Genomic DNA, 22,465 nt, shown 5'->3' with positions numbered 1-22,465 from the left:
GTCAGGGCCGTGATCAGCGGGGAAGGTCGGGTGCCACGAGCGACGGCCGTCATCCGGCGGCCAGCCTCACATAGGCTCTTTGCAACTGTACCGGAAGGTGGCTCGGGTCGGCGGCAATGCCGTGGTCGCGCCAGCCGAAGATCCGGCGCACGTAACCACCCGCCGCAGGATCGACCGCGAGGCAGAAGGTGCGGATGCCGGCGCGATGGGCCTGTTGCACCGCCATGCGCGCGTCCTCCACCAGGTAGTCCGGCTCGAACACGTCCACATCGGAGGGCGCGCCATCGGTGACCACCAGGAGCCCGCGATGGCGCCCGGGCTGGGCCTGCAGGTGCGACGTGGCCTGGCGCAAGGCGGCACCCAGGCGGGTCGAGTGGCGCGCGGGCACCGAGGCCAGGCGCTCGCGCGCGGCGCCGTCGAGCGGGTCGTCCCATCCGAGCAGGCGGTAGTAGCTCACCTCGGCCCGCGTGTTGGAATTGAAGCCGTGGATGGCGACGCGGTCTTGCGTGTGCAACGCGGCTTCGGCCAGCAGGAAGGCGGCCTGCTTTTCGACGTCCAGCAGCGAGGCGCCGCGCGCGCCCGAAGGGTCGTTGGTGGATTCGGACAGGTCCAGCAGCACCAGGATGCGGGAGGTGCCCGTCTCGCGCCCCGGGCGCATGAACAGGCGAGGCTCGGGCTGCAGGTCGAGGCGGCGGTCCACCAGCACCTCGATGGCGGCATTGAGGTCGATGTCTTCGCCTTCCCACTGCCGGCGCAAACGCTGGCGCCGGCTGAGGCGGCGCACCCGGTGCAGCGAGACCGGGCTGAAGCTGTGGTGGACGGCGGGCTGCGCGCGGGTGAGCGGGGCCGGCACCAGGGCCGGCAGCTTCTCGATCACCGTGCACCAGTCCCGCCGCCACAGGGCCAGCCGGTGGTGCCATTCGGCATGCAGGGTCCGGCTCAGCTCCACCTCGGCCTGCGGTTGAACGTCCTGCGTGCCGTCGGTGGGCGCAGGCGGTGCCGCAGCCGCGCGTGCCGGGGCCGAGCGGGGCGCGGCAATGGCCTGCTGTTCGTCCTGCTCGTTGTCGTCGTGCTGCCACAGGATGCTGTGGTCGTCGCGGTAAGGCGCCGGAACGACGTGGTGCTGCGGGTCGAAGCGCACCCGCATCTGTCCCAGGTCGTTGGCCAGAATGGAGGCGATCGCCCGGAACGCCTGGGCGTCGTCCAGACCGTGCCGCATCTGCGTTTCCTCGAACAACCGGCGGGCTTTGTTCACCCAGTGGTTGTCGTCGGCATGGGCGGGATCAGCCAGCGCCCGGTCCATGCGCGCCAGCAGCGCTTCGAAGCTGAAGTTGCCGGCCTCGGGCACGGGGGCGAGGTGATCGAGGAACCACGCGGTCACCCCGGGGTAGCGCCGGGCCAGCTGCCGTTCCACGCGCGCGTCCTCGATGGCCGAGACCACCATCTGGCTCATGGGTTTGAGCAGGCGCGCGGGCTGCTGCAGCGGCGAGTACAGCAAGTGCGCCACGGCGTGGGCCACGGTGGCCCGGCAGAGCGCGCCGGCAGGCGCGGCCGCGTCCTGCAGCGCCTGCCGGCTGAGCAGCACCTGCTCGCGCGTGACGATGGCGCGGCGCGCGCGCGGGCCGCCACCGCTCTCGGCCACCTGCAGCGGAGCGCCCAGCAAGCCCGAGCCAAGCCAGGCCAGCGAGGGCAGAAGCCCATCGATCACGTCGGCATCCGGGGCAGCCAGGTGCGCCGGCAGGTCGCTCTTCATCCGAACTGCGCCTTCACGAAATCACGGATGGCCTGCGCCATGTCCGGGTCGTCGGTGAGGGCGCGCACCAGGGTCATCTCGCAGCTCTGCGTGGGCGTGAGGCCGTCGCGCACCAGCACGCCTGCGTAGATGAGCACCCGGGTGGAGGCGCCTTCGTCCAGCCCGCGCTGCTTGAGGGCGCGCGTGCATTGCGCGATGGTGACGAGCTGGCGGGCCAGCTGCGCGTCGATGCCCGCCTCGCGCGCCACGATGGCGACCTCGGTCTCGGTGTCGGGGTAATCGAACTCCAGCGCCGCAAAGCGCTGCCGCGTGGAGGCCTTCATGTCCTTCGCGCTGCTCTGGTAACCCGGGTTGTAGGAGACCACGAGCTGGAAGTCCGGGTGGGCCTGGACGACCTCGCCCTTCTTGTCCAGCGGCAGGATGCGGCGCGCATCGGTGAGCGGGTGGATGACCACGGTGGTGTCCTGGCGGGCTTCCACCACCTCATCGAGGTAGCAGATGCCCCCATGGCGCACCGCCAGGGTCAGCGGCCCGTCGTGCCAGGCCGTCCCCTGCGCGTCGAGCAGGTAGCGCCCCACCAGGTCGGAGGCGGTCATGTCCTCGTTGCAGGCCAGCGTGACCAGCGGACGCTGGAGCTTCCAGGCCATGTATTCGACAAAGCGCGTCTTGCCGCAACCCGTGGGCCCCTTGAGCATCAGCGGCAGGCGGTGCCGGTACGCCCGTTCGTAGCATTCGATCTCCTCGCCCGAAGGCTGGTAGAACGGTTCGCAGCGGATGAGATGGTCGTCCAGGGGTGACAGCATGGAGCGGGGTCCTTGGGTGCGGAACAAGACGCGGTGGGGAGGTGGCGGACTCAGCGGTGCTTCGTCTCTTCGTTCGGGATGCCCTCCATCGGGCACTCGGCGGTGCCGACGGTGGTGCGCGTGAACGACTCGACCATCTCGCGCGTGGCCTCGGGGTCGTTGACCCACTTGGCGTAGAAGTTGTAGGGGCAGGCGGCCACGCCCTTGTCCCCGTCGCCGGAGTTGATCAGCCCGGTGTAGCCGCGGTGCACGAGCTTGAAGAGGTGGTTCTGCGACTGGCCGTTCTTGCGCGCGTCGCGGATCAGGCTCTTGGACAGCTCGGCGTACTGGATGCCCATTTCCTCTTCACCGCATTCGCCCAGCGTGCGGCCGTCAAAGCCGATCACGGCCGAGTGGCCAAAGTAGGAATACACGCCATCGAAACCGGTGGCGTTGGCCACGGCGACGTAGGAGTTGTTCATGAAGGCCATGGTCTTGGCCACCATGATCTGCTGCTCCTTGGCCGGGTACATGTACCCCTGGCAGCGGATGATGAGTTCGGCGCCGCGCATGGCGCAGTCGCGCCAGATCTCGGGGTAGTTGCCGTCGTCGCAGATGATGAGGCTCATCTTCATGCCCTTGGGCCCCTCGCTGACGTAGGTGCAGTCGCCCGGGTACCAGCCCTCGATGGGCACCCACGGCATGATCTTGCGGTACTTCTGCACGATCTCGCCCTGGTTGTTCATCAGGATGAGCGTGTTGTACGGCGCCTTGTTGGGGTGCTCCTCGTGGCGCTCGCCGGTGAGCGAGAACACGCCCCACACGTTGGCGCGGCGGCAGGCGTCGGCGAAGATCTCCGTCTCGTCCCCCGGGATGGTGGAAGCCGTCTCGTACATCTCCTTGGCGTCGTACATGATCCCGTGGGTGGAGTACTCCGGGAAGATCACCAGGTCCATGCCGGGCAGGCCCTTCTTCATGCCCACCAGCATCTCGCCGATCTTGCGGGCGTTGGCCAGCACCTCGGCCTTGGTGTGCAGGCTGGGCATCTTGTAGTTGACGACGGCCACGCCGACGCAATCGTTGCTGCTGGAAATGTCACCATGTCGCATGAGGGTCTCCTAGGGGGTTGAGGTCAGACGGTCAGGAAGGACTTGACCTTTTCCTGATCCAGATGGGCACGGGGTTCTTCGTGCACGATGCGCCCTCGGTCGATGACCAGGAACCGGTCGGCGAGGTCGAGGGCAAAACTGAGCACCTGCTCCGACACCACGACGGCAAAGCCGCGTTCCTGCCGGAGCACGTTGAGGGTCTGGGCCAGCTCCTTGATGATGGAAGGCTGGATGCCTTCGGTGGGTTCATCGAGGATCAGCACCTTGGGATCGGAGATCAGGGCGCGCGCGATGGCCAGCATCTGCTGCTGGCCGCCCGAGAGGTTGCCCGCCTTGCGGTGTTTCATCTCCTGGAGCACCGGAAAGAAGCGGTGGATGTAGTCGGGCACCTCGCGGTGGCCCGAATGCTCGGCGCCCGAGAGGATGTTCTGCTCCACGGTGAGGAAGGGGAACACCATGCGGCCCTGGGGCACGAAGGCCAGGCCGTGCTGCACGCGCCGGTGGCTGGGCAGGCCCTGGAGGGCGCGGCCGTCCAGGCGGATGTCGCCCGAGCGCGTGGGCAGCAGGCCGATGAGCGACTTGAGCAGCGTGGTCTTGCCCATGCCGTTGCGTCCCATGATGGCCACCGACTCGCGCGCCTTCACCTGGAACGAGATGTCGTGGATCACATGCGATTCGCCGTAGCACACGTTGAGCCGGGAGATGTCGAACATGGGGGTGCCTCCTCAGTGGCCCAGATAGACGTCGATGACGCGGGGGTCGGCCTGCACCTGTGCGGCGCTGCCTTCGCTCAGCAGCTTGCCCTGGTGCAGCACCGTGACGCGGTGGGCGATGCGCTTGACGAAGTCCATGTCGTGCTCGATCACCACCACCGAGCGGCCGGTGGCGATGCGGCTGAGCAGGTCGCCCGTCTGCTCGCGCTCGCGCGGGCTCATGCCGGCCACCGGCTCGTCCAGCAGCAACAGGGTGGGCTCCTGCATCAGCAGCATGCCGATCTCCAGCCACTGCTTCTGGCCGTGGCTGAGCAGGCCGGCGCGGTGGCCCAGGCGCTCGCTCAGGAAGATCTGCGCGGCCATGGCCTTGACGCGCTCGACGATGGCGCTGCTGCGCCGGAACACCAGCGACTGGAACAGCCCGTGCATGCGGGGCAGCGAAATCTCCAGGTTCTCGAACACCGTGAGGTCTTCGTAGACCGAGGGCGTCTGGAACTTGCGGCCCACGCCGGCGCGCACGATCTGGTACTCGCTCATGCGGGTCAGGTCGCGGCCCTCGAACAGCACGCGGCCAGCGGTGGGGCGGGTCTTGCCGCAGATCATGTCCAGCAGCGTCGTCTTGCCCGCGCCGTTGGGGCCGATGATGACGCGAAGCTCGTTGCGCTCCACCGTCAGGCTCAGGTCGTTGACGGCCTTGAAACCGTCGAAGGACACCGTGAGGTGCTCGACCTGCAGCACGTTGTCGCGGGTTTGGGATGGCGTCATGGAGGACAGGGCGTGGTTGGGAACGTGCATGGCCAGCTGAGCGCTCATCCCGCGCTCCTAGCGGCTGCCCGGCGGGACTGCCATTGGTCTTTCAGACCGGCCAGGCCGTTGGGCATCACCCAGACCACCAGGATGAAGACGGCGCCGAGGAAGTACAGCCAGGCCTCGGGGAAGGTTTCCGACAGGTAGGACTTGAGAAAGCCGATGAGCAGCGCGCCCACCACGGCGCCCGGGATCGACAGGCGGCCGCCCACCGCGGCGTAGATCACCATCTCCACCGAGGCCACCACGCCGATGACGCTGGGCGAAATGAGGCCGACCTGCAAGGTGAAGAACGCGCCGCCCACCGAGGCCAGCACCGCGCCGCAGGCAAAGACAAAGGCCTTCATGTGCGCGGTGTCGTAGCCGCTGAAACGCACGCGGTCCTCGCGGTCGCGGATGGCGATCAGGATCTTGCCGAACCGGGTGCGCACCAGCGTGAGCGCCAGCAGCATGGCCACGGCCAGGAAGGCCACCTCGACGAAATACAGCATGCGCAGCGAAGCGTCGCTCAGGATGTCCATGCCCAGCAGGGTCTTGAAATCGGTGATGCCGTTGGCGCCACCGGTGTCGCCCTGCTGCCCCACCACCACCACCGTGAGGGTGAGCGCCAGCGACAGGGTGACGATGGCGAAATACACCCCGCTGACCCGGCGGCGAAAGATGGCGAACGAGAACAGGTAGGCGATCACCGCCGGCAGCACGAAGATGCCCAGCACGGTCCAGCCCAGCGAGCGGAACGGCGTCCACCACAGCGGCAAGCTCTCCACGCTGCTCCAGACCATGAAGTCGGGCAGCTCGGGGGCCGAGGCCTCGAGCTTGAGGAACATGGCCATCAGGTAGCCCCCCAGGCCGAAGAACACGCCCTGGCCCAGGCTCAGGATGCCGCCGTAGCCCCAGGTGAGCACGATGCCGATGGCCACGAACGCCAGGGACAGGTACTTGCCGATGAGGTTGAGGCGAAACGGGTCGAGCAGCAAGGGCAAGGCGATGGCCAGCAGCACGATGAGCGCGATGGCGCTGGCGAAGTCGAGGCGGTGCTTCTGGGATGACATGTTCAGCTCCTGGAACGCACGGCGAACAGGCCGTTGGGACGGAAGTAGAGGACCACGATCACCAGCAGCAGGATGGTGGCCTTGGCCATGGAGCCGCTGATCAGGAACTCCAGCCAGGTCTGGCCCTGCGCAATGGACAGCGCGGAGAGCGCGGTGCCGATCAGGCTCTGCACGCCGCCGAAGACGACCACGATGAAAGAGTCGACGATGTAGAGCTGCCCCGTGCCCGGGTTGGTCGAACCGATCATGGTGAACACGCACCCCGCGATGCCCGCCAGGCCCGAGCCCAGCGCAAAGGTGAGCGCGTCCACGCGGTGGGTGTCGATGCCGACGGCACCGGCGATGGCGCGGTTCTGCGTGACCGCGCGCACCTTCAGACCCCAGCGCGTGCGGTACAGCAGCAGGTAGACGCCCACGGCCACGGCGATCGTCAGGCCGACGATGAAGATGCGGTTGATCGGCAGCTGGATGCCCTCGCTCGGTTCCCAGGCGCCGGCCAGCCACAGCGGCAGGGGCACGCTGACCTCCTGCGCCCCGAAGACGGTGCGGTAGGTCTGCTGCAGGATGAGGCTCAGGCCCCAGGTGGCCAGCAGCGTGTCCAGCGGGCGGTTGTAGAAGAAGCGGATGAAGCCGCGCTCGAGCGCGTAGCCAAAGGCGAACGTCACGCAGAACGCGAACGGTATGGCCGCGAACAGGTAGACGCTCATCCACCCCGGCGCCCAATGCTCGAAGCCGCGCGCCGCGAGGTACGTCATGTACGCACCCAGCGCCATCAGCTCGCCGTGGGCCATGTTGATCACACCCATCAGACCGAACACGATGGCCAGACCGATGGCCATCAGCAGCAGGATGCTGAACAGGCTCACGCCGTTGAACACCTGCATCACCGCAATATCGAAACCCATTGACCGACTCCTGAATCGTTGGAATCGACCGGCCGCCCCATCGCGCGAGCGGCCGGCCTCCTGCCCTGCGATGTCAAATCTTGGGGAACGGGTTGGGCTCGATCAGGGACGGCGCTTCCCACACGATGTCGAACTGCCCATCGGCGCGCGCGCGGCCCACCCGCACCTTTTTCCACACGTGGTGGTTGGTCGCGTGCATGCGCACCGTGCCTTCGGGCGCCTCCAGCTCGATGCCTGCGGAGGCGGCGATGACCTTGTCCACATCGAAAGACTTGGCTTTCTCCACCGCCATCTTCCAGAGGTACACGCTGTTGTAAGCCACCTGCATCGGGTCACCGATGACGCGCTCCTGCCCGTACTTGGCCTTGAAGGCCTTCACGAACTTCTCGTTCGCGGGCGACTTGATGCTCTGGAAGTAGCCCATGCAGGCGTAGTAGCCGGCGGCGTTGTCCTTGCCGATGCCTTCGACCTCGTTCTCCGACACCACGGTGGAGAGCAAGGTCTGCTTGGAGCCGTCCAGGCCCGCGGCGCGCAGCTGCTTGTAGAAGGCCACGTTGGAGCCACCAACCACCGTGCTGTAGATGCAATCGGGCTTGGCGGCCTTGATCTTGTTGATGATGGACGAGAACTCGGTGTGGCCCAGCGGCGCGTACTCCTCGCCCAGCACCTTGCCACCGGCCTTGGTGATGGTGGGCTTGGCGATCTTGTTGCAGGTGCGCGGATAGATGTAGTCCGAGCCCACCAGGAAGAAGCTCTTGCCCTTCTCGCGCGCCATCCACTCGACGGCGGCGATCACGGACTGCGTGGCCTCCTGAGAGGGGTAGAACACCTGCTTGTCCTGCTCCTGGCCCTCGTAGTAGGTGGGGTAGTAGAGCAGGCCCTTGGCGCGGCCGAGCGCCGGCAGGATGGCCTTGCGCGAAGCCGACGTGTAGCAGCCGATGATGGCGGCGACCTTGTCGCGCTCCAGCAGCTTGCGGGCCTTCTCTGCAAACACCGAGTTCTCGCTGGCGCCGTCCTCGACCACGACCTCGATCTTGCGGCCGAGCACGCCACCGGCGGCGTTGATTTCGTCGATGGCCATCTTCTCGGCGTCCACCAGCGACGCTTCGGCGATCGCGATCGTGCCCGAGAGCGAATGCAACAGACCGAGTTTCACGGTCTCCTGCGCGGATGCGATGGCAGGCAGGCCGCCTGCGGCGCCCAGAATCAGCATGGACCCACCGGTCTTCACGATGTCGCGACGATTCATCTCACTCATGGCCTTGTCTCCTAGCGTTGGTATGGACGGATTGAGAACCTGCCACCCCTTGGGTGGCCGACAAGCAGTCGGTCACATCCACGCCTTCGTGCCAGGCACGCGCAGGGCTGCGCCAGCGGAGGCAGGCCATGGCCTGTCCGGAGCCCTTGCGAACGAGCAGAACAAAAAAAAGCCCGAACCGGTGTTCAAACCGGTTCGGGCTTTCTTGCCCAACACCTGACTGGCAGCACTGGCAGTCGGCGTCGATGAATGCGTGACAACTTCTTGTCAGGGCGCATCTTCCTTTTCAGGTCCAGGCGCCGCCATAGGAAATCCACCAACTAGACAAAGTGGCGGCGTCGGTGGTATTCGCGCAGCGCCCGCACGGGTGCTCACACCCGCGAGTACACCAGCCCCGAGGCCACCCCGCCAAACAGATCGCCTTCCACCAGCGCCACGCCGGGGAACTCGGCGCGCAGCGCCAGCTGGAAAGGCCGCAGCGCCGACGAGCCACCCGTGAGGTAGATCGCATCCAGCGCCGCCGGGCCCAGGCCTGCGCGCTGCACGCACTCGCGCGCGCATCGCACCGCGCGCGCCAGCAGCGCAGACAGGTGCTCGGCCATGTCGGCCGGGCTCAGCGAGGCCACCAGGCCCGGCTCCACGTCCACCGGATCCAGCGTGGTGGGCGCGTCCTGCTGCGAGCAGCGGATCTTGGCCTGCTCCACCGCGTGCGCGATGCGGTGCCCATCGCGTTGCTGCAGCACGCGCATCAGGCGCTCATGCAGGCGCACATCGCCGTAGTTCACGCGCAGGCCCTGCGCCTGGCTGATCGCGCGCGGCAGGTAGAGCCACTGGATGAGGTGCCAGGTGGAGAGGTCCATGAACACGCGGCTGGGCACCTCGCGCCCCTGCGGCCCGTGGTGGCGATAGCCCAGCAGCGGCATCACCCGCGCCAGGCTCAGGCGCTGGTCGAAGTCCGTGCCGCCGATGTGCACACCCGACGTGGCCAGCACGTCGCCGCTGCGATCCGCCTGCTTCATGCGCTGCGGGCCCAGGCGCACCACCGTGAAGTCCGACGTGCCCCCGCCCACGTCCACCACCAGCACCACGCTCTCGCGCGTGAGGCGGCGCTCGTGGTCCAGCGCGGCGGCGATCGGCTCGAACTGGAACGACACCGATTCGAAACCCACCGTGAGCGCCGCCTGGTGCAGCGACTGCTGGGCCTGCGCGTCGCGCGCGGGGTCGTCGTCCACGAAGTGCACGGGCCGGCCCATCACCACCCGCGTGGGCGCATGGCCCAGCGTGCGCGCGGCGCGCTCGCGCAGCTCGGCCAGGAAGAGCTCCACGATCTGCTGGAAACTCACCGGCTGATGGTTCACCACCGTGGATTCGTCCAGCAGCGGGCTGCCCAGCAGGCTCTTGAGCGAGCGCAGCAGGCGCCCTTCGGTGCCGCTGAGGTACTGGGCCACGGCATCGCGGCCAAAGTGGGTGAGGCGGTCTTCCGAATTGAAGAACACCGCCGTGGGCAGGTTCGTGGCCGGCCCCTCCATCGGCAGCAGCCGGGCCAGGCCGCCGGGCTCGGCCCAGGAGACGGCGGAGTTGGACGTGCCGAAGTCGATGCCCAGCATGCCGGGGGGCGGAAGTGTCATGGAAAGGAGCCGCAGGGAAGGATCGAGGCGCGCGGTGGCAGGCCACCGGCAAGGAGGCAGGATTCTGCCACTCAGATGCGCCAGAGCAGATTCAGCCGCGCCTGCGCGAGGTGATCGAAGATGGCGCGGCGCGCCGTGTCCACGTCGCGCTGGCGCAGCGCGGCCACGATCTGGCGGTGCTCCTTCTGCAACACGGCGCGCCGCTCGGCCGTGAGCACCTTCTGCTTCAGAAAGCCCCACTCGCCGCTTTCGCGGATCTCGGCCATCAGGCGGAACACGCTGATGAACAGCGCGTTCTGCGTGGCCAGCGCCAGTTGCTCGTGCAACTCGCTGTCGAGCTTTTCGAACTCGTCCAGCGTCTGCGCGGCCTCGGCGCGCGCGCAGCAATCCTCCAGCCGCTCGAAGTCGGCGGTGTTGGCGTTGTTCACGATGAGATCCACCAGCATCGGCTCGAGCAACAGGCGCGCTTCCATCAGCTCGGCCGGGCTCACGGAAGGCACGGCAAGAAAGCGGCCGGTGCCGGTGGCGTCGGGCTTGCTGCTGCGGGCCTTCTCCGCCACATAGGTGCCACTGCCCACCTTCTGCACGATCAGACCCTGTTCGCGCAACTCGGCCAGCACACGCCGCAGCCCGGAGCGGCTCACGCCAAACGTGGCGCAGAGGTCGCGCTCGGTGGGCAGGCGGCTGCCCGGCGGCCAGCTGCCGCTTTGCAGACCCTTGAGCAACTCCATGCGCAGGGACTCCATCGAATCCGTCTTGATCTGCAAGGTGGCGGTGTTTGTCATGGCGCGCATTCTAAATTGGCTTTAATTGGTTCACACCAATGGGCCGTAAACACCCGCAAAACTGCGGGTAATCCCCAGGCTTTCGGCTGGACAACCTGGCCTAAAGTTGAACCAAAGCAGATCATGACAAACCAATTTAAACCAATTGGTGTCGACTTTTCCCCCAAAAACAGGAGACCAGCAGCATGAAGACCCAGGTACTGGCGGCCGTCCTCGCGGCCGCATCGCTCGTGGCGGCAGGCCCCGCCCACGCGCAATACCCCGAGCGGCCCATCAGCCTCATCGTGCCCTTCCCGCCCGGTGGCACGGCCGACAACATGGCGCGCGCCCTGCAGCCCGCCCTGCAGCGCGCGCTCAAGCAGACCGTGCTGGTGGTGAACAAGGCCGGTGCGGGCGGCGCCATCGGCGTGAGCCAGGTGGCCAATGCGCCGGCCGATGGCTACACCGTGCTGCTCTCGCTGCTGAGCGTGGCCAGCCTGCCCGAGCAGGCGGTGGTGAACAAACAAAAGCCGCCCTTCACGCTCGACCAGCTCACGCCCGTGGCGCTGCTCAGCGCCGAGCCGGTGGCCATGGTCGTGCCCGAAGCCAGCCCCTACAAGAGCTTTCGCGAACTGATCGCCGCGGCCAAGGCCAGGCCCAACGCGCTCACCTTCGGCTCCACCGGCTTCTTCGGCGAAGTGCATGTGCGCTCCGAGGCCTTCGTGGACACCGCCGGCATCGACGCCCGGCACATCCCCTACCAGGGTGGCGGGCCGCTGCTCAACGCGCTGATCGCCAACGAGGTGGACTTCGCGCTGCTCTCGCGCGCGCTCACCGCCACCCAGGTGAAAGCGGGCCGCCTGCGCTACCTGGCCACGGCCGGCGACGAACCCTGGACCGAACCCGCGGGCCTGCCGCGCATGAAGGACCAGGGCGTCAACTTCGACACCGTGGCCGGCACGGCGGTGTTCATCCCGGCCGGCACACCCGAGGCCGTGGAGCGCAAGCTGCGCCAGGCCGTGGAGGCCGCCGCCAACGATCCCGAGTTCAAGCAGATGGTCACGCAAACCGGCGGCGCGGTGAAGTACGTCGCGGGCAACGAGTTCGCCAGCTTCTGGTCGGGCTACGTGAAGGCCATTGCCGTCATCACGCGGCGCATTGCCCAGAGCGAAGCGCAAGGGAAGGCCCGATGACCCCGACGAGCCCGGTGTTCATCGGCACGCCAGCCATCGAGCAGCTCATGACCTGGGACGCGCTCATCCCCGCGCTGCGCGCCGCCTACGCCCAACCCTACGACGAGCGCATCAGCCCGCCGCGCACCTTCGCCAAGGGGCCCGATGCCTCGCTGCGCGCGCTGGCGGCCGTGCCACCGGGCCAGCGCTTCATGGGCGCCAAGGTGTTCGGCCGGGGGCGCAACAAGGGCATGAACTACCTCATCTCGCTGGCCGAGCAGGACACCGGTGAAATCCGCGCGCTGATCGACGCCAACAAGATCACCGCCTTTCGCACCGCCGCCACCTCCGCGCTGTTCGTCGACGCGCTCGCGCCCCAGACCCCGATGCGCCTGGGCGTGCTCGGCAGCGGCGCCGAAGCGCGCTCGCACGTGCAGGCCATGGCCTCGCTGCGCCCGGTGCAAAGCCTGCGGGTGTACAGCCCCACGCCGGCCAACCGCGAGAAGTTCGCCAGCGACTTCAGCGCCGAACTCGGCATTCGCTGCGACACCGCCGCCACGCCGGCCGAGGCGCTGCACGGGGCCAGCGTGGTCATCGCCGCCGCGCGCTCGCACGACGAATCGCCCATCCTGCACGCCGATGCGCTGCGCCCCGGCATGCTGCTGGTCTCGGTGGGCTCCACGCTGCCGGTGCAGCGCGAACTCGACGTGAGCGTGATCGAACGCTGCGACCTCATCGTGAGCGACATGCCCGACGAGGTGGCGCGCGAGTCCGGCGACATGCGCGCGGCCACCGCCGCCGGCATGGCCTTCGAGCACAAGATGCGCTCGCTCAACGCGCTGGTGCGCGGCGAGATCACGCACACCGGCCAGCTGCCGCTGTTCAAGTCCGTCGGCTCCGCGCTGCAGGACATCGTGGCCGCCGAACTCATCTACGACCGCGCCATCGCCGCCGGCCTGGCCGTGCCGCTGCCGATCCAGTTTTCCTACAAGCAATAAACGCTTTCACGCCGATGCCGGTGTCTCGACACCGTGGCCTCGCTCGCCCTCTTTTCCTTTCTTCTCATCTTCAACAAGGACTTCACCATGGCACTTTACAAACGACACGAAGCACGCGAATGGGCCCACGAACACCTCAAGGGTGTGGCCAACGTGGTCATCCCCTCTTTCACCGCCGACCTCAAGGGCCTGAACGAAAAGGGCATCCGGCACGACATCCGCCACGAGATCGAGCTGGGTTTCTCGGGCACGCTGCTGGTCTCCGAAGTGGCGATGAGCCTGGCCGAGTACGAGCAGTTCTTCCAGTGGTCGAACGACGAGGCCCAGGGCCGGCTGCAACTCATCCACCACGCCAGCTTCAACACGCTGGAAGAAAACATCGAAGCCGCGAAGATCGCCGAGCGCAACGGCGCCGCGCTCATCCTGCTCTCGTACCCGGCCAACTTCTACGCCGCCACCTCGCAGGACATCTACGACTACACCAAGGCCTTCTGCGACGCCACCAGCCTGGGCGTGATGCTGTTCCAGGTGCCGCACTGGGGCTTTGACCGCGTGCACCCCTCGGACATCGACGCCGCCCTCATCCGCCGCCTGCTCGACGACTGCCCCAACATCTGCGCGCTCAAGGCCGAGGGCGGCATGCCCAGCATCATGGGCTGGGTGGAGGCCTACCGCCTCTTCAGCAAAGAGGTGGTGGTCACCATGCCGCTGGAGCAGTTCGCGCTCGCGCTCGGCCAGCTGGTGCCCATCCAGTTCATCGGCACCAGCGACACCGAGTACTACGGCGGCATGATCCCGCGCATCTTCAAGCTGATGCAGGAACAGAAGTACGACGAGGCCACCGCCCTCTACTGGCAGATCAACCCGGCCCGCAAAGCCCGCGCCGCCGCCAATGCCTATTCGGCCCAGGCACAGTTCCTCAACCGCATGCTGTGGAAATACGAAGGCTGGCTCAATGGCTTCAACGGCGGCCCGCTGCGCCAGCCCACCATGCGCATCAACGAAGGCACCATGAACAGCCTGCGCCAGGCTCTGGTCAAATCGGGCATCACGCCCACGGACCTGCCCAACGGCGACTTCTTCACCGGCCGCCACCCGGTGGCCACGGTGGCCTGACTGCACAACCCAGGAGACGCGCATGCACCAGCTTCCCCCCTGCCCCACGCAGCTCTACATCGACGGCCAGTGGCAACCCGCCCAAAGCGGCCAGTGCTTTGACGTGACGGACCCCGCCACGGGCGAAGTGATCGCCCAGGTGGCCGACGGTGGCCTGGACGACGGCAAGACCGCCGTGGACGCCGCCGCCACCGCCCTGCCCGACTGGAGCGCCACGCCCCCGCGCACCCGCGCCGAGGTGCTGCGCAAGGTGTACGCGCTGATGATCGAACGCCTCGAACCCCTGGCGAAGATCATCACCCTGGAAAACGGCAAGCCCCTGGCCGACAGCCGCGCCGAAGTGCGCTACGCGGCCGAGTTCTTCCGCTGGTATTCCGAGGAAGCCTGCCGCAACCTGGGCAGCGTGAGCCACGCGCCCGCCGGCGGCTACCGCATCCTCGTGCAGCACCAGCCCATCGGCGTGGTGGTGCTCGTGACACCCTGGAACTTCCCCGCCGCCATGGGCACGCGCAAGATCGCCCCCGCGCTCGCCGCCGGCTGCACCGTGCTCGTCAAGCCCGCGGGCATGACGCCGCTGAGCATGCTCGCGCTGGCCGACCTGCTGGCCGAGGCCGGCGTGCCCCAAGGCGTGGTCAACATCGTGCCCACCACCAAGTCGGGCGCGCTGGTGGACATGTGGCTGCACGACCCGCGCGTGCGCCTGGTCTCGTTCACCGGCTCCACCGAAGTGGGCCAGAAGCTCATCAAGGCCGCGGCCGACCAGGTGCTCAAGACCCCGATGGAGCTCGGCGGCAACGCGCCCTTCCTCGTGCTCGACGGCGCCAACGTGAAAGACGCGGTGGACGGCGCCATGATCGCCAAGATGCGCAACATGGGCGAAGCCTGCACCGCCGCCAACCGCTTCTACGCTGGCGACGCGGTCTGCGACGCCTTCACCGCCGAGTTCGTCAAGCGCATGCAGGCCCTGCGCGTCGGCCACGGGCTCGACGAAAACCACCAGGTCGGCAGCCTGGTGGACGAACCCACGCGCAAGAAGGTGGACGAACTGGTGCAGGACGCGGTGCAGCGCGGCGCGAAGATCTTGTGTGGCGGCAAGAAGGTGCCGGGGCCTGGCCACTTCTACGAACCCACGGTGCTGGGCGACGTGCCGCTGGACGCGCGCATCCTCAAGGAAGAGGTGTTCGGCCCGGTCGCGCCCATCGTGCGCGTCAAGGGCGGCGTGGACGACATGGTGCAACACGCCAACGACACCGAGTACGGCCTCACCGCCTACCTCTACAGCGCCGACCTGGCGCAAGGCCTCAAGCTTGCGGAGCGGCTGGAGTTCGGCATGGTGGCGGTGAACCGCGGCCTGGTCTCCGACCCGGCCGCGCCATTTGGCGGGGTGAAGCAAAGCGGCCTGGGCCGCGAAGGGGCGGCCGAGGGCATGCACGAGTACATGGAGACGAAGTACATCGCCGTGACCTGGTGACCACGCGGCGGGGCGCCCCCGTGGCTATACTGCCCCGGTCACGTCACACACAGGCGTGATCGGGATTGGCGTCCCGCAGCAGCGTTACGGCGAAGCCGTAATTTCTCACCCGCAGTCATTGCGGCTTCAGCGTCTGTGCCTCCTTTTTGGCGGCTCAGGCGGGGAGCCGCAAGGCTCGCCGGTTCCGTAAGGCTGCTCGGTACGCCAACCTGCCTGGGCCGCCGCCCCCTACCCGGGGGCGGCGGATCATCCACCTGTTTCGCAGGGAAGCCTCACCATGGCCACGAAGACCAACGCGATCACCCGCATGCGCACGCCTCTGCGGCGCGCCCCCGCCCCCACCCTTTCACTGCCCCCAACGACCAGCCGCAGGATCCTGGAGTCCACCAGCAAGGCATCCCGGCAGGTGGCCATCCTGTCCGACATGATGGAGGCCTACCGCATCGCCGAGCGCCACGCCGCGTTGTGCGCCGCCAGCAAAAAGCCTGAAGACGCGCCCACGCGAACCATCAAACCAAGAGACGTGGCGACCTTGCTGCACACGCTCAACGTGCAGATGCAACATCACATCCAACGGTTGTCGAACACCTTGTCGGCCTTGGCCGCGCAGGTTTCGGATGCCACGGAAGACCTGGCTAGGCAGGCTTCTTCCGGGCCAGACGATCCCAATCTTTGAGCGTCTGCACCAGGCGGTTCTTCGCGTCCGCATGGGCCTTGCTGAACGCGTTGTTCAACCAGCGCCGCATGGCCTCGTCGGGCGGCGGCGCGCCCAGGGCCTTGAGGCGGTCCATCACCAGCATCACGGTCTGGAAGCTGCCTGAGCCCACGGCCATCGCCAGCGGCGCGCGGCCGTCCGACTCGGCCACGTCGAGCACGTCGGCGCCGTGCTCGATCATGTGCTTGACCAGGCCCGCCTTGCCTTCGCGGCAGGCCCAGTGCAGCGGCACCAGCCCGCCGTCCAGGCGCGCGTTGAAGTCCGCGCCGGGGGTGCTCAGCAGCTCGGGCGCCAGCGGCCAGCCGGAGGCCTTGATCATCTGCTGGGTTTTCCAATCGCTCATCGCTGCTGCTGCCGGGTGGTGGGGGTGAGCGAGTGTACGTACCGGCGGCCTGCATGGGAAATGCAAGGGGTTTGTGCGCCGTCGCGGGGAAAGCCCCTCCAGACAGCAGGAAGCTGGCACAGCAGTTGCTAACACCCTGAACCAGAGAGGCGCTGTGCCCCGCACACGCCAGCCTTGAAGACCGCTAGGGTTCCGGGCGCCGCGCAGTTGACCACCAACTGAAAGACAGACACGCGGCGCCGTCTGGTCCGAGAGCAGTCGGCCACGATCGTGTGGCTCCACGGAGGGACAAAAGCCCGGGAGACGCTGCTGCGCGCACGAAGCGCAAGCACGACGCCTCTCCGCTTTTGTTTCCCCCCGTCCAGGAGCCCGCATGTCTTCCTCGCCACCCGCCATCGAGATCCGCGCGCCGCAACCGGCCCGGCGCCGGCGCACCACCAGCCTCTGGACGGTGCGCGCGCCGATTGCGCGACGCACCTATTGGGTGCTCGCGCTCATCGGCCTGTTCACCCCTTTGGTGCTCTGGGCCGGGCTTGCGGCCTTCGGCGGGCTGGACCCGGTGTTCCTCCCCGCCCCGCTGCAGGTCCTCGCCAAGACCTGGACCTGGCTGACCGAGACCGGGCTGCTCGACGACATGGGCATCAGCGTGTACCGCGTGGTCACCGGCTTTCTGCTCTCGGCGGTGATCGCCCTGCCGCTGGGCCTGTTCATCGGCTCGTACCGCGCGGTGCAGGCGCTGCTGGAGCCGCTGACGGATTTCATCCGCTACATGCCGGCGGTGGCTTTCATTCCGCTGGTGATGCTGTGGGTGGGCATTGGCGAGGGCTCCAAGATCGCCATCATCTTCATTGGCACCTTCTTCCAGATGGTGCTGATGGTGGCGGAGGATGTGCGCCGCGTGCCGGCCGCGCAGGTGGAGGCGGCGCAGACGATGGGCGCGAACCGCTCGGAGCTGATCGAGAAGGTGATCTTCCCCAGCGCCAAGCCCGCCTTGCTGGACACGCTGCGCATCACCATGGGCTGGGCCTGGACCTACCTGGTGGTGGCCGAGCTGGTGGCCGCGAACTCGGGCCTGGGCTACGCGATCCTGCGCGCGCAGCGCTTCCTGCAGACGGACACGATCTTTGCCGGAATCATCGTCATCGGTCTCATCGGCCTGGTGACGGACCAGCTCTTTCGCCTCGCGCACCGCCGCGCGTTCCCCTGGCTGTATTTGAAGGGCTGATGCGATGAGCACCCCACACCCCCCCACCGCACCCGTGCCGAAGATCGCGATCCGCGACGTGTTCAAGCGCTTCGACGGCGCGCCGCTGAACGCGCTGGAGAACATCAACCTGGACATCCGCGCCAACGAGTTCGTCACGTTCGTGGGCGCCTCGGGCTGCGGCAAGTCGACCCTGCTGCGCACCATTGGCGGGCTGGAGGTGCAGACCAGCGGCGACCTGCTGGTGGACGGCCGGGCCGTGGCGGGGCCGGGCATCGACCGCGCGATGGTGTTCCAGCACTACAGCCTGTACCCGTGGATGACGGTGTGCCAGAACATCAAGTTCTGCCGCCAGCTGGCCGCGCACACCGAGGGCCGCACGTCGTCGGACGTGGAGGCGGCCGACGGCCGGGCCGACGCGCTGCTGCGCCTGATGGGCCTGGAGACGATGGGCCACGCCTGGCCCAACCAGCTCTCGGGCGGCATGCAGCAGCGCGTGGCGATCGCGCGCGCGCTGATGGGCCGGCCCGACATCGTGCTGATGGACGAACCCTTCGGCGCGCTGGACGCGCAGACGCGCGAGGTGATGCACGACCTGATCCGCTACGTGCACAAGCTGGAGAAGGCCACCATCGTTTTCGTGACGCACGACGTGGAAGAGGCGCTGTACCTGGGGGACCGGGTGGTGCTGATGGCCCCTCGCCCGGGCCGCATCGACACGATCTACGAGGTGCCGTTTGGCGAGCTGCGCACGCAGGACCTCAAGCACGCGCCCGAGTTCGTGCGCCTCAAGCGCGACATCCTGGACCGCATCCGCGAGACCTCGGGCATGAAGACCGACCTGGAGCAACTCCAGCGCATGACGGGCACGGCCGTTTGAATTTTCTGGAGACCGCACCGATGAACAACACCCTCGATGACACCCCGGTGGACGCCCCTGCGTTCTGGCAAGGCTTTCCCGCACCCGCGCTGGCGGGGGTGGACACCGGGCAGGTGATGTGGAGCGAGATCGTGCCCGGTGGCAACCACTGGGGCTGGCGCATGCCGCGCGGCAGCGCGATCCGCTTCGTGGCGCTGGAGGCCGGCGCGAACGTGAGCCTGGTGCTCTACAGCGCGCTGGAGAAGCTGGAGCGCTACAACATGCCGGACTCGCTCAAGGCACAGCACACGGCGCACTACACGCGCGGCCATGTGCTGATGAGCGACATGGGCCGCAGCATGGCCAGCTTCACGGCCGACAGCGTGGGCTGGCACGACCCGCTGGGCGCGTTGCTGGACAGCGAGCTGATGCAGCAGAAGTACGGCGAGCAGCGCTACGAAGCGCACCGCAACGCGATGCACCGCTCGGGCAAGGACGGGCTGCTGATCGAGATCGGCAAGCACGGCCTGTCCAGGCGAGACCTCATCGCGCCGGTGAACCTCTTCAGCAAGGTGGGCGTGGACGCGCAGGGCCGTTTTGCCTTCGTGTCCGGGCACGCGAAGGCGGGCGATTTCGTGGAGCTGCGTTTCGACATGGATGTGATCGCGGCGATCAGCACCGCGCCGCACGGGCTGGACCCCGCGCCCACTTACGCGCCGAAGAAGGTGGGCCTGGTGGCCTGGCGCTGCGGTGCGGCGCCGGCCGACGACGTGTGCCGCGCGTTCCGCCCCGAGAACGCGCGCGCCCTGCACAACACCGACCTGCTGTACCTGTGATGGAGACGACGCCCATGACCACCGCCACCGCCATCCGGCTTCAAGAAAGCGCGCTCGACCCCGCGCATGCCGTGCTGAACCAGCGCCACCCCGCGGGCGAGCCGATCCTGTTCGAGGTCCAGCGCGGGCAGACGCTGCGCATCGTGGACCTGGAGGGCAACCAGGCTGCTGACGTGCTGTTCTACAACCGGCACGACCCGGCCGAGCACTACAGCGCGACCGACACCATGCAGCGCCAGGGCGGCATCTACCTCACCACGGGCTCGGTGATCCGCAGCAACGACGGTAACCCCATGCTCACGATCGTGGCCGACACCTGCGGCCGGCACGACACGCTGGGCGGCGCCTGCGCGGCCGAGAGCAACACGGTGCGCTACGCGCTGCAGAAGAAGTTCATGCACAGCTGCCGCGACAACTACCTGATCGCCCTGCAGCACGCCGACGTGGGCCTGGGCAAGCGCGACCTGGTGCCCAACATCAATTTCTTCATGAACGTGCCGGTGACGCCCGAGGGCGCGCTGAGCTTCGAGGACGGTGTGTCGGGCCCGGGCAAGTACGTGGAGATGCGCGCGGAGATGGACGTGTGGGTGCTGATCAGCAACTGCCCGCAGCTCAACAACCCCTGCAACGCCTACAACCCCACGCCCATCCAGCTCCTGGTATGGGACGCTGCCTGATACCACCTTCTGAACCCCATCGCCCCGGGACGGCCCGGGGCGCCAAGACACCTCTGCAGGACGGCCTGCATCCGGAGACCCCCTCATGTTCAGCAAGGTCCTGATTGCCAACCGCGGCGCGATTGCCTGCCGCATCATCCGCACGCTAAAAACGCTGGGCGTGCGCAGCGTGGCCGTGTATTCCGAGGCCGACGCCCAGGCCCGCCACGTGCGCGAGGCCGACGAGGCTTACCTGCTGGGCCCGGCGCCGGCAGCCGAAAGCTACCTGCGCGCGGACCGCATCCTGCAGATCGCAAAAGACTGCGGCGCGCAGGCCATCCACCCGGGCTACGGCTTCCTGTCGGAGAACCCGGCCTTCGCCGAAGCCTGCGGGGCCGCGGGCATCGCCTTCATCGGCCCGACGCCGCAGCAGATGCGCGCCTTTGGCCTGAAGCACACGGCGCGCGAGCTGGCACAGGCGCGCGGCGTGCCGTTGCTGCCGGGCTCAGGCTTGTTGCTGGACGTGGCGCAGGCCACGGCCGAGGCCGCGCGCATCGGCTACCCGGTGATGCTCAAGAGCACGGCCGGCGGCGGCGGCATCGGCATGCGGCTGGTGTGGAACGACGCCGAGCTGCGCGATGCGTTCGAGTCGGTGGGGCGGCTGGCGCAGGCGAACTTCAAGGACGCGGGCCTGTTCCTGGAGAAGTACGTGGAGCAGGCGCGGCACATCGAGGTGCAGGTGTTTGGTGACGGCGCGGGCGGCGTGATCGCGCTGGGCGAGCGCGACTGCTCGGTGCAGCGGCGCAACCAGAAGGTGATCGAGGAAACCCCGGCGCCCGGCCTGAGCGATGCGCAGCGCACCGAGCTGCACGCCACCGCCGTGCGGCTGGCGCAGGCGGTGGACTACCGCTCCGCGGGCACGGTGGAGTTCGTGTACGACGCGGCCAGTGGCGCGTTCTACTTTCTCGAAGTGAACACGCGCCTGCAGGTCGAGCACGGTGTGACCGAGCAGGTGTGCGGCGTGGATCTGGTGGCGTGGATGCTGCAGCTCGCGGCGGGCGATCTGCCCCCGCTGGCCACGCTGCAACCGGTGCCGCAGGGCGCGTCGATCCAGGTGCGGCTGTATGCCGAAGACCCGGCGAAGAATTTCCAGCCCAGCGCGGGCCTGCTGACCGACGTGGTGTTTGCGCCGCGCGCGCGGGTGGACAGCTGGGTGGAGCGCGGCACGGAGGTGCCCGCCTGGTACGACCCGATGCTGGCCAAGCTGATCGTGACCGCCGACACGCGCGAGCAGGCCCTGGCGCAGCTCGAAGACGCGCTGGACGCCACGCGCCTGGCCGGCATCGAGACCAACCTGGGTTACCTGCGCCAGGTGGTGCGCGACCCGGTGTTCCGCGAGGGCCGGCAGGTGACGCGCTTTCTCTCGACGTTCGAGTTCCGGCCGCGCACCATCGACGTGCTGGAGCCGGGCGTGCAGACCTCGGTGCAGGATTGGCCGGGCCGCCAGGGCTACTGGGCCGTGGGCGTGCCGCCCAGCGGACCGATGGATGCGCACGCACACCGCATGGCCAACCGGCTGGTGGGCAATGCGAGCGATGCGGCGGCGCTGGAGATCACGCTGGCCGGGCCCACGCTGCGTTTCAACGTGGCCACGAAGGTGGCGGTGACCGGCGCGCCCGCTCCGCTCACGCTCAACGGACAGCCCGTGGCCATGTGGCAGGCCCTCGACGTGCCGGCGGGCGCCACGCTGGCCGTGGGCCGCTGCGAGACCGGGGTGCGGCTGGCGCTGGCCGTGGCCGGCGGGCTGGATGTGCCGCTGTACCTGGGCAGCCGCAGCACCTTCACGCTGGGCCAGTTCGGGGGCCACGCGGGGCGGCACCTGCGCACGGGCGATGTGCTGCACCTGGCCGATGCCCCGGCCTCGGTGGAGGCGCAGACCATGAGCGAGTACGTGGTCGCGCCGGCGTACACGAACCATTGGGACATCGACGTGCTCTACGGACCGCACGGCGCACCGGATTTCTTCACGCCCGACGACATCACCCAGTTCTTCGGCACCGACTGGAAGGTGCACCACAACAGCAGCCGCACGGGCGTGCGCCTGATCGGCCCCAAGCCGCAATGGGCGCGCAGCGACGGCGGCGAGGCCGGGCTGCACCCGTCGAACATCCACGACAACGCCTACGCCATCGGCGCCATCGACTTCACGGGCGACATGCCGGTGATCCTCGGGCCCGACGGGCCGAGCCTGGGCGGCTTCGTGTGCCCGGCCGTGGTGCTGCACGACGAGCTGTGGAAGCTGGGCCAGCTGCGGCCGGGCGACA

21 protein-coding genes and 1 riboswitch are annotated in these 22,465 nt (G+C 68.0%); of the genes, 10 read left to right on the top strand and 11 right to left on the bottom strand.

Translation table 11 applies throughout. The annotated features are described in order from the left end of the window. Nucleotides 1-49: 49 nt before the first annotated feature. The 10 genes from KIT86_RS15640 to KIT86_RS15595 all read right to left on the bottom strand — a co-directional run bounded on the left by KIT86_RS15640 (nucleotide 50) and on the right by KIT86_RS15595 (nucleotide 10,792). Nucleotides 50-1,753 carry a nitric oxide reductase activation protein NorD gene (locus tag KIT86_RS15640; protein ID WP_297399973.1) on the bottom strand — a complete coding sequence of 568 codons (1,704 nt, stop codon included), beginning with the start codon at nucleotides 1,751-1,753 and terminating at the stop codon, nucleotides 50-52. Then, nucleotides 1,750-2,556 carry a CbbQ/NirQ/NorQ/GpvN family protein gene (locus tag KIT86_RS15635; RefSeq protein WP_297399971.1) on the bottom strand — a complete coding sequence of 269 codons (807 nt, stop codon included), beginning with the start codon at nucleotides 2,554-2,556 and terminating at the stop codon, nucleotides 1,750-1,752. Before KIT86_RS15635 ends, KIT86_RS15640 begins: the two co-directional genes overlap by 4 nt. Before the next feature lie 50 nt (nucleotides 2,557-2,606). Continuing rightward, entirely contained in the window at nucleotides 2,607-3,644 is a 1,038-nt protein-coding gene (locus tag KIT86_RS15630) for an aliphatic amidase (RefSeq protein ID WP_297399969.1), read from the bottom strand. A 23-nt stretch (nucleotides 3,645-3,667) separates the two neighbouring features. Then, nucleotides 3,668-4,357: an urea ABC transporter ATP-binding subunit UrtE gene (gene urtE, locus KIT86_RS15625; RefSeq protein ID WP_297399967.1), complete on the bottom strand. Its 690-nt coding sequence runs from the start codon at nucleotides 4,355-4,357 to the stop codon at nucleotides 3,668-3,670. 12 nt (nucleotides 4,358-4,369) lie between these two features. After that, entirely contained in the window at nucleotides 4,370-5,122 is a 753-nt protein-coding gene (gene urtD, locus KIT86_RS15620) for an urea ABC transporter ATP-binding protein UrtD (RefSeq protein ID WP_297400004.1), read from the bottom strand. Nucleotides 5,123-5,166: 44 nt separating this feature from the next. Then, the gene (urtC, locus tag KIT86_RS15615) at nucleotides 5,167-6,216 is read right to left on the bottom strand and encodes an urea ABC transporter permease subunit UrtC (protein ID WP_297399965.1); all 1,050 of its coding nucleotides are present in this window, start codon (nucleotides 6,214-6,216) and stop codon (nucleotides 5,167-5,169) included. 2 nt (nucleotides 6,217-6,218) lie between these two features. Further along, nucleotides 6,219-7,121 (bottom strand): urea ABC transporter permease subunit UrtB, encoded by a 903-nt coding sequence (gene urtB / locus KIT86_RS15610; RefSeq protein ID WP_297399963.1) that lies wholly within the window; start codon nucleotides 7,119-7,121, stop codon nucleotides 6,219-6,221. A 73-nt stretch (nucleotides 7,122-7,194) separates the two neighbouring features. Continuing rightward, on the bottom strand, nucleotides 7,195-8,379 hold the full coding sequence (gene urtA / locus KIT86_RS15605) for an urea ABC transporter substrate-binding protein (RefSeq protein ID WP_297399961.1): 1,185 nt from the start codon (nucleotides 8,377-8,379) through the stop codon (nucleotides 7,195-7,197). A gap of 371 nt (nucleotides 8,380-8,750) precedes the next feature. Next, nucleotides 8,751-10,007, bottom strand: coding sequence for an Hsp70 family protein (locus tag KIT86_RS15600; protein ID WP_297399959.1), 1,257 nt, complete (start codon nucleotides 10,005-10,007; stop codon nucleotides 8,751-8,753). Between the two features lie 71 nt (nucleotides 10,008-10,078). Continuing rightward, nucleotides 10,079-10,792, bottom strand: a complete 714-nt coding sequence (locus KIT86_RS15595; protein WP_297399957.1) for a FadR/GntR family transcriptional regulator — start codon at nucleotides 10,790-10,792, stop codon at nucleotides 10,079-10,081. Nucleotides 10,793-10,977: 185 nt separating this feature from the next. Between KIT86_RS15595 and KIT86_RS15590 the strand changes: the two genes are divergently transcribed. From KIT86_RS15590 to KIT86_RS15570, 5 genes are all read left to right on the top strand, one after another. Beyond that, nucleotides 10,978-11,964: a tripartite tricarboxylate transporter substrate binding protein gene (locus KIT86_RS15590; RefSeq protein ID WP_297399955.1), complete on the top strand. Its 987-nt coding sequence runs from the start codon at nucleotides 10,978-10,980 to the stop codon at nucleotides 11,962-11,964. Beyond that, nucleotides 11,961-12,941 carry an ornithine cyclodeaminase family protein gene (locus KIT86_RS15585; RefSeq protein WP_297399953.1) on the top strand — a complete coding sequence of 327 codons (981 nt, stop codon included), beginning with the start codon at nucleotides 11,961-11,963 and terminating at the stop codon, nucleotides 12,939-12,941. Before KIT86_RS15590 ends, KIT86_RS15585 begins: the two co-directional genes overlap by 4 nt. A gap of 87 nt (nucleotides 12,942-13,028) precedes the next feature. Further along, nucleotides 13,029-14,057, top strand: coding sequence for a dihydrodipicolinate synthase family protein (locus KIT86_RS15580; protein ID WP_297399951.1), 1,029 nt, complete (start codon nucleotides 13,029-13,031; stop codon nucleotides 14,055-14,057). Between the two features lie 22 nt (nucleotides 14,058-14,079). Then, entirely contained in the window at nucleotides 14,080-15,528 is a 1,449-nt protein-coding gene (locus tag KIT86_RS15575; RefSeq protein WP_297399949.1) for an NAD-dependent succinate-semialdehyde dehydrogenase, read from the top strand. 277 nt (nucleotides 15,529-15,805) lie between these two features. After that, nucleotides 15,806-16,204 carry a hypothetical protein gene (locus KIT86_RS15570; protein WP_297399947.1) on the top strand — a complete coding sequence of 133 codons (399 nt, stop codon included), beginning with the start codon at nucleotides 15,806-15,808 and terminating at the stop codon, nucleotides 16,202-16,204. On the opposite strand, the gene KIT86_RS15565 is transcribed toward KIT86_RS15570, so the two are convergent. Further along, nucleotides 16,164-16,586 (bottom strand): ankyrin repeat domain-containing protein, encoded by a 423-nt coding sequence (locus KIT86_RS15565; RefSeq protein ID WP_297399945.1) that lies wholly within the window; start codon nucleotides 16,584-16,586, stop codon nucleotides 16,164-16,166. The two genes, KIT86_RS15570 and KIT86_RS15565, sit on opposite strands and share 41 nt — an antisense overlap. A gap of 173 nt (nucleotides 16,587-16,759) precedes the next feature. Continuing rightward, nucleotides 16,760-16,891, top strand: a riboswitch (guanidine-I (ykkC/yxkD leader). A 68-nt stretch (nucleotides 16,892-16,959) separates the two neighbouring features. Here KIT86_RS15565 and KIT86_RS15560 point away from each other — a divergent pair. The 5 genes from KIT86_RS15560 to KIT86_RS15540 form a co-directional block, all read left to right on the top strand. Further along, nucleotides 16,960-17,811 carry an ABC transporter permease gene (locus KIT86_RS15560; RefSeq protein WP_297399943.1) on the top strand — a complete coding sequence of 284 codons (852 nt, stop codon included), beginning with the start codon at nucleotides 16,960-16,962 and terminating at the stop codon, nucleotides 17,809-17,811. Nucleotides 17,812-17,815: 4 nt separating this feature from the next. Continuing rightward, entirely contained in the window at nucleotides 17,816-18,670 is an 855-nt protein-coding gene (locus KIT86_RS15555) for an ABC transporter ATP-binding protein (protein ID WP_297399941.1), read from the top strand. 116 nt (nucleotides 18,671-18,786) lie between these two features. Beyond that, entirely contained in the window at nucleotides 18,787-19,485 is a 699-nt protein-coding gene (locus KIT86_RS15550) for an urea amidolyase associated protein UAAP1 (RefSeq protein WP_297400002.1), read from the top strand. Nucleotides 19,486-19,499: 14 nt separating this feature from the next. Then, a complete protein-coding gene (locus KIT86_RS15545; protein WP_297399939.1) occupies nucleotides 19,500-20,162 on the top strand; it encodes an urea amidolyase associated protein UAAP2 in 663 nt (220 codons plus the stop codon). A gap of 85 nt (nucleotides 20,163-20,247) precedes the next feature. Continuing rightward, nucleotides 20,248-22,465 (top strand): 5-oxoprolinase/urea amidolyase family protein (locus tag KIT86_RS15540; protein ID WP_297399937.1); only part of this gene is annotated, 2,218 nt, incomplete at its 3' end.

This window comes from Hydrogenophaga sp., from assembly GCF_026125825.1.
Taxonomy (GTDB): Bacteria; Pseudomonadota; Gammaproteobacteria; order Burkholderiales; family Burkholderiaceae_C; genus Hydrogenophaga.
This window is presented reverse-complemented; position numbering and strand designations above follow the sequence as displayed.

Excerpts from the sequence above, each read along its gene's own strand:
- KIT86_RS15585 (WP_297399953.1), top strand. The coding sequence starts at position 11,961 with ATGACCCCGACGAGCCCGGTGTTCATCGGCACGCCAGCCATCGAGCAG.
- KIT86_RS15580 (WP_297399951.1), top strand. The coding sequence starts at position 13,029 with ATGGCACTTTACAAACGACACGAAGCACGCGAATGGGCCCACGAACAC.
- KIT86_RS15635 (WP_297399971.1), bottom strand. The coding sequence starts at position 2,556 with ATGCTGTCACCCCTGGACGACCATCTCATCCGCTGCGAACCGTTCTAC.
- urtD (WP_297400004.1), bottom strand. The coding sequence starts at position 5,122 with ATGACGCCATCCCAAACCCGCGACAACGTGCTGCAGGTCGAGCACCTC.
- KIT86_RS15630 (WP_297399969.1), bottom strand. The coding sequence starts at position 3,644 with ATGCGACATGGTGACATTTCCAGCAGCAACGATTGCGTCGGCGTGGCC.
- KIT86_RS15595 (WP_297399957.1), bottom strand. The coding sequence starts at position 10,792 with ATGACAAACACCGCCACCTTGCAGATCAAGACGGATTCGATGGAGTCC.
- KIT86_RS15545 (WP_297399939.1), top strand. The coding sequence starts at position 19,500 with ATGACCACCGCCACCGCCATCCGGCTTCAAGAAAGCGCGCTCGACCCC.
- urtB (WP_297399963.1), bottom strand. The coding sequence starts at position 7,121 with ATGGGTTTCGATATTGCGGTGATGCAGGTGTTCAACGGCGTGAGCCTG.
- KIT86_RS15550 (WP_297400002.1), top strand. The coding sequence starts at position 18,787 with ATGTGGAGCGAGATCGTGCCCGGTGGCAACCACTGGGGCTGGCGCATG.
- urtC (WP_297399965.1), bottom strand. The coding sequence starts at position 6,216 with ATGTCATCCCAGAAGCACCGCCTCGACTTCGCCAGCGCCATCGCGCTC.
- KIT86_RS15600 (WP_297399959.1), bottom strand. The coding sequence starts at position 10,007 with ATGACACTTCCGCCCCCCGGCATGCTGGGCATCGACTTCGGCACGTCC.
- KIT86_RS15555 (WP_297399941.1), top strand. The coding sequence starts at position 17,816 with ATGAGCACCCCACACCCCCCCACCGCACCCGTGCCGAAGATCGCGATC.
- KIT86_RS15560 (WP_297399943.1), top strand. The coding sequence starts at position 16,960 with ATGTCTTCCTCGCCACCCGCCATCGAGATCCGCGCGCCGCAACCGGCC.
- KIT86_RS15640 (WP_297399973.1), bottom strand. The coding sequence starts at position 1,753 with ATGAAGAGCGACCTGCCGGCGCACCTGGCTGCCCCGGATGCCGACGTG.
- KIT86_RS15565 (WP_297399945.1), bottom strand. The coding sequence starts at position 16,586 with ATGAGCGATTGGAAAACCCAGCAGATGATCAAGGCCTCCGGCTGGCCG.
- urtE (WP_297399967.1), bottom strand. The coding sequence starts at position 4,357 with ATGTTCGACATCTCCCGGCTCAACGTGTGCTACGGCGAATCGCATGTG.
- KIT86_RS15590 (WP_297399955.1), top strand. The coding sequence starts at position 10,978 with ATGAAGACCCAGGTACTGGCGGCCGTCCTCGCGGCCGCATCGCTCGTG.
- KIT86_RS15570 (WP_297399947.1), top strand. The coding sequence starts at position 15,806 with ATGGCCACGAAGACCAACGCGATCACCCGCATGCGCACGCCTCTGCGG.
- KIT86_RS15575 (WP_297399949.1), top strand. The coding sequence starts at position 14,080 with ATGCACCAGCTTCCCCCCTGCCCCACGCAGCTCTACATCGACGGCCAG.
- urtA (WP_297399961.1), bottom strand. The coding sequence starts at position 8,379 with ATGAGTGAGATGAATCGTCGCGACATCGTGAAGACCGGTGGGTCCATG.